Here is a 5,485-nt window from a genome sequence, read left to right on the forward strand (position 1 = left end):
GGAGAGTCGTGATCCCGCTCGTTCTCGCAATAATACATATGGGGGTAGGGCGAACCGCGGATCCGATCCACTCGAACCGAGAAGCATCAAATTCTATCCCCTTCAATCCGAGATATTGCTGGAGTGACAGCGAGCCGTTCCAATTACCAATGGTTAAACCGTCGGGTTCAGCTCTGACATAAAGATAATTGACGGCAATGAGGCCTCCGGCGCCGGTCATGTTCTCGACGGTTACTGTCGGGTTCCCGGGTATGTGTTTTCCCAGATGACGTGCTATCAGCCGTGCATATGTGTCGTAACCCCCGCCCGCGGAATATGCTTCTATAAGCCGGAGCACCTTGCCCCTGTAGTATGATTCTTGAGCGAATCCACCTGGCACTTCCACGATCAGCATCGAAAAAAACAAAACCAAAGAAACGAATGTTTTAGCCATAGGGTGTCCTGCTTTTCCCTTTAGCTCTCATGTTTACCTGTAAAGATTGCTAATGAACCCGTTCATTTCGAGTTCGCGAACGAACCGGTTCTCGACAAACGAGTCAATTCTAGCGGCCGCCAATTTGGGCTCCTTCTCGGCCAGGATCTGAACCAAATTGGTTAATCCCTCTCGGTTAATGTAAGGAACTTTTTCGAACAGCCTCGAGAATAGCTCATGCGTCTCTTCGAGAATCGACTCGTCTTTGATTCCGAGATATTTTACGAGTACTCTTTTCGCCATCGGCTTATCTGTCTTGAAGCGATAGATTCCCCGGATCGATGCCTCCAGAAAAGGCGTCACCGATTTGCTATTTCTCTCCAGGACTTCCGTGGACGCGACAGCATAGGTGTAAGGGTAATAGATCTCCTCCTTCGACAAGTCCATGAGTTCGGAAAAGCCCAGCTTTTCCGCTTGCAAGTGAGCCGGCGGCGAAAGAGCTCCAGCTTGGCTCGTCCCACTTTGCAGAGAGGCCAAAACGTTAGGGATGCTCCCCACCTGAAGGATCGGCGTATCTTTTTCCGGCGACAGACCCCATTTGTTAAGAAACATCCGCGCCGAAAAGTCGGTAACGGTTCCATAGCGGGTTACGGCTATTTTCTTACCGCGAAGATCGGCGGGCCTTTTAATCTGCGGCACCCCCATGATTTTCATTACCATGCGGTTCATCGTCCCGGCGACTCCGACCAGGGACCTGCGCTGGAGATTGGCATGGATGATGGCCGGACCTCCTCCGACGCCGAAGGTAACCTCTCCTGCCAGCATCGCTTGAAAAAGCTGTACCGTCCCCCCGATATAAACCAGATCTACACGAAGGCCGCGATGATCAAAATAGCCCGCCTCTTTCGCCGTCCAGACCCAGGCCATTGAACCGCTAATAGCGGAATAGCCGACATTGACCCTTTGCCCCTGCGCCGTACCAACGCGAAAAGCTACATGAAAAAAAATCGCGGTCAGGATCAATATTCGTCGCTTATTCAAGGTCAACAAATTCAGTCGCCACATGTGAGAGCCTCCCTTTAATCTCGACAACACCACTACCGCTCGTAAAGTGATTTAATATATCCTGAATACTCAAGCTGCTCTAAAAGTCGGTTATCCAAGAACTTCTCTGCGCTAATGTCTGTGCCCGCAGGCACACTTTGGACTTGGGAAATAAGGGCTAAGATGTTTCGGAATCCCGATTCAGTAGCGACAGGGTTCGCGCGTGTGAACAGGGGCCATCGATCAACCCGCAAAGTAACTGTCCCAGTCCTTTTTGACCCGCTCCCACACATCACTGGGAGGAAGCGCCAGCCCTTCGGATCTGAAGTCCTTGCTCTTCGTCGCATCGACAAACATCTTGGCCGTTACCCCTTCTGAAGTAGCCGAAGGGTCTAACCTTAAGCCAAAAGTGTTTGGAATAATAAAAATATCCTTGTCAGCCTGGACTCTCGTCGCTATCGCCCACTCGACTTCCTCAGGGCTTGTGATATCGATGTCGTCATCAAAGACGAAAACGTGCTTGACGCGGCTGCCTTTGACGCCCACGGACGACGCCAGGATATTGTTGACCATCCCTGGGCGCTTTAGCCGTTCGTCAATCTGGATATAGCAGTGAAATATTCCGATGCCGGCCTCGCTGCAGTACACGCGCTTGATGGCCGGGTGACCGGGTTTGAGTTCGTTGTAAATCTGCACCGAGGTTGTGATGCTTTTGATAACACCTTCCTCGTTGATTCCTTTGCAGAGATAGAAGCCATGGTACAAAGAGTCTTTGCGCATTGTCAGGCATTGAATGTTCCATAGTCTCTCTTTACTTACGGTACCGACTGAGTAGCCGCAGAACTCGCCATACGGCCCCTCTTCTCCGATATCGGGCGGGATGCTCATGCTTCCTTCCAAAACGATTTCGGCCGTGGCCGGAACCTCAATATCAACCGTTTCACAACGCACCAGCTCCACGGGCTTTTTTCGCAACGCGCCGGCAATAGTAAATTCATCAACATCGATTCCCGGCACAAATTGCGATGCCAGGAAAACCGTCGGATCCGTTCCTAACGCCACCGCCACCTCCAACTTTTTTTCTCCTCGGAGCTCCGCTCTCTTGTAATATTCGTAGCCATGATGGCCCGGACTGAGGCGCAGAAACGTCTTATTCGGGCTGGCGTACATCATCCGATAAACCCCCACGTTTCGGCCGTATTCCGGGTCCTTTACAATCACAAGACCCGCTGTGATATATGGAGCCGTTTCCGTCTTATTCCACGTAATCCACGGGATTTTTCTGAGATCCACATCCTTTCCTTTGAGAATGACCTCCTTGCACGGTCCGTCGGAAACCACCGTGGGCGTGACAGATTGTTTTGTCCTTTCGACGACCTCCGAGAACAGATCGCCTTCGTCGGTCTCTAGTGCTAGGGCGATACGCTTAAACGTTGCCAGCAGTTCTGTCACCACCGGCATCGAACAACCGCGCACGCGCTCGAAAAGGAGTGCTTTTCTGCCCCTCTCGTGAGCGGTTTTGCACAACGCTCCAAGTTCGTATTTCGGGTCTACTTCTTTTCGAACCGTTCCCAATTCACCTTCTTCTTGCAATCTGGCTAAAAATTCTCGCATGTCAGAAAACGGCATAGACTCCTCCTGTAGTCAAAGATCATTTATCGAAAAATTTCGCTCCACTTTGCCTTGATTTGCTCCCTGTACGCGGGTTCGATCGTATGGACTTTGGGAAATTTCTCCCGCCAGGGAAAAGGACGACACGCATCGATGATCGCCCGCGAATTGGTAAAATCTCCCGCAGCCCTTTTCTCTGGTGGCAGTCGTGGATCGATGGGACTGCTCCAACATCCCGAGACAATTTCAATTGAGGTTTGGGGATCGCAGCGCGTAGAGACCGCCCACAGAACGTCTGACATATTCGCCGGATCGATGTCGTCGTCGACTAGAACGACAAAACGGCCGAGATATGCCCCCTCTCTGGCTCCCATGGCAATGTGAGCGGCCTGTCGGGCATGGCCCCCGTAGCGTTGCTTTACGGCAATCACGATAAAAAACCGCACTCCCCATTCGGCACACCAGACGCCCCGAATATCCGTGATCCCCGCTTGTTCGATCTCATTCCACAATCCCGCTGCACAGAAGATCGAGAACAGATAACTCGAAAGAGGATAGGTCTTGAAATCGGGAAGAACCGTGAGAATCGGATCGTTCCTGTGGTAAACGGCCTTGATGCGGATGACCGGAGAGGGGCGCGTTCCCGAAGCATAGTAGCCGGTCCATTCGCCGAAAGGCCCTTCCATTTCGGATTCGACTTCAGGCGGAGGAATCTCTCCCTCAAGAGCGATTTCCGACGAGGCGGGGATAGGCAATCCAGTTATCTCGCCTTTGATGACACTGACGGGAGCCTTCTGAATGTGGCCGGCAAAATCATATTCAGATACTCCCCACGGTAAACCCAATCCTGAAACAGCAAACAAAACCGGATCGATGCCGCAGACTACGGCGACAGGGCAGCTTTTTCCCTTTTCCCAATACTTCTGCGCAATCAAACGCGTTTGCTTTCCGGGAGATACATAAAGCGCGACCCGGTGCTCGTCGAGGATCTGCACCCGCGCCGTTCCCAGGTTAACCCAACCGGCGTCGGGATCTCTTGTGATCACCGCATCTGCCGTTCCTATGTATCTGCCGCCGTCTTCCCGGTGAAGCTTGGGGGCAGGGAATTTCAAAACGCTGGCTTCCTTTCCGGTAAAAATATTTTCCCGGAGGGGGCCGTCGGCCTGCAAAACCGGCGGCACAGAAGAAACGGATTGGAGAAGATCCTTCACGGCACGGACCAGATCGACCCCTTTCAAATCCGGGGACAATCCCAGAGCCAATGCGGTTCGCGACTGAGTTTGAAACATATTCGTCAAAAGCCGGAATCCTCGGGGATAATCCTTGATGTCGTCAAACAGCAGCGCCGGCGGATTGGGCTCTGACGCGGAAATCTCGGTGATCGCGCCGATTTCCAGGTCCCAATCGGCCTTGCGTACGGTTTTGAGCTCGCCCAGCTTTTCAATGCCCTCGATGAAGTTTCTCAGATCGCGCATGGCAATGGCCTAACGAGTGCCTTTCAGCACTTCCTTGAGAATTCGAAAATCGTACATTTTCTGCTCGGCTTGAGACCGCGGAAGGTTTTGGATTTCCGGTTTCCTGATCATCAGCTTTGAAATCTCCCAATCATCGGATAAGGATCTCTCGGAAGGAAAACCTTCCCTGGTCATGATGCCATAGTAAAACTCATAAGTGGCTTTGGCCGCTTCAGGCTCCATTTTTGTCACGCGATTGAGCAGAGCGATGCTCTCCCCTTCTTTTTTTTGGTCCAGGAAAAATTTCAGTCCCCGTACCGTGCCCCTGACGAACTTGCGCACGAAATCGGGACGCTCGCGTATCAGCTTCTCGGAGGTGACGAGTCCCGACATGGGGATCTGAAGAGCATCCCCCACGTAAGCGATTTTCACCATTCCCATCTTTTCAGCCATGTTCGTAAACGGCGGACGAATCAAGCCGGACTCGACCGCCCCGCTGTGCAGGGCCGGCCAGATATCTCCCACGGACAGGATCAAGACATCCTTGTCGGGATCGTAGCCTAACTGTTCCACAACCTTTCTGGCCGCATAGTAGGTTGTCGAGCCCAACCCGGTTACCGCGATCCTCTTTCCTTTTAGGTCTTGCGGGCTTCGCACCCCCAGATCCGGACGGGCGTATAGAAAATGATAGGGCTTGTCACAATACACCATGACAGCTTTGATCGTCATTCCGGATAGAGCCGCCCGAACTCCTGATCCTAGGGCGAGGGTAAAATGAACCGAGCCGGCCTGGAGAGCCTGAGAAGCCGTCACGCCTCCCCGGATGTAAATGTCTTTGACCTGAAAGTCTTCCTCGTGATAGAAGCCCTTTTCGCGTGCGATGTAATAGGGAATATCCCCGAAGGTCAAGGCAGGATGAGCGACTAAAACCTCCTCAGCCGATGCCTGATAAGACCAGAAGCCA

The 5,485-nt window shown here is 52.5% G+C and carries 5 protein-coding genes; all 5 read right to left on the reverse strand.

The window, feature by feature from the left end:
• The coding region (locus VI895_03620) for a hypothetical protein (protein ID HLG18891.1) at positions 1 to 433 on the reverse strand (433 nt) is incomplete at its 3' end.
• 33 nt (positions 434 to 466) lie between these two features.
• Positions 467 to 1,477, reverse strand: a complete 1,011-nt coding sequence (locus VI895_03625; GenBank protein HLG18892.1) for an ABC transporter substrate-binding protein — start codon at positions 1,475 to 1,477, stop codon at positions 467 to 469.
• A 222-nt stretch (positions 1,478 to 1,699) separates the two neighbouring features.
• Positions 1,700 to 3,085: a UbiD family decarboxylase gene (locus tag VI895_03630; protein HLG18893.1), complete on the reverse strand. Its 1,386-nt coding sequence runs from the start codon at positions 3,083 to 3,085 to the stop codon at positions 1,700 to 1,702.
• Between the two features lie 26 nt (positions 3,086 to 3,111).
• Positions 3,112 to 4,542: a UbiD family decarboxylase gene (locus tag VI895_03635; GenBank protein ID HLG18894.1), complete on the reverse strand. Its 1,431-nt coding sequence runs from the start codon at positions 4,540 to 4,542 to the stop codon at positions 3,112 to 3,114.
• A gap of 9 nt (positions 4,543 to 4,551) precedes the next feature.
• Positions 4,552 to 5,485 (reverse strand): ABC transporter substrate-binding protein (locus VI895_03640; GenBank protein HLG18895.1); only part of this gene is annotated, 934 nt, incomplete at its 5' end.

The sequence above is a fragment of the Bdellovibrionota bacterium genome (genome assembly GCA_035292885.1).
Lineage (GTDB): Bacteria > Bdellovibrionota_G > JALEGL01 > JALEGL01 > DATDPG01 > DATDPG01.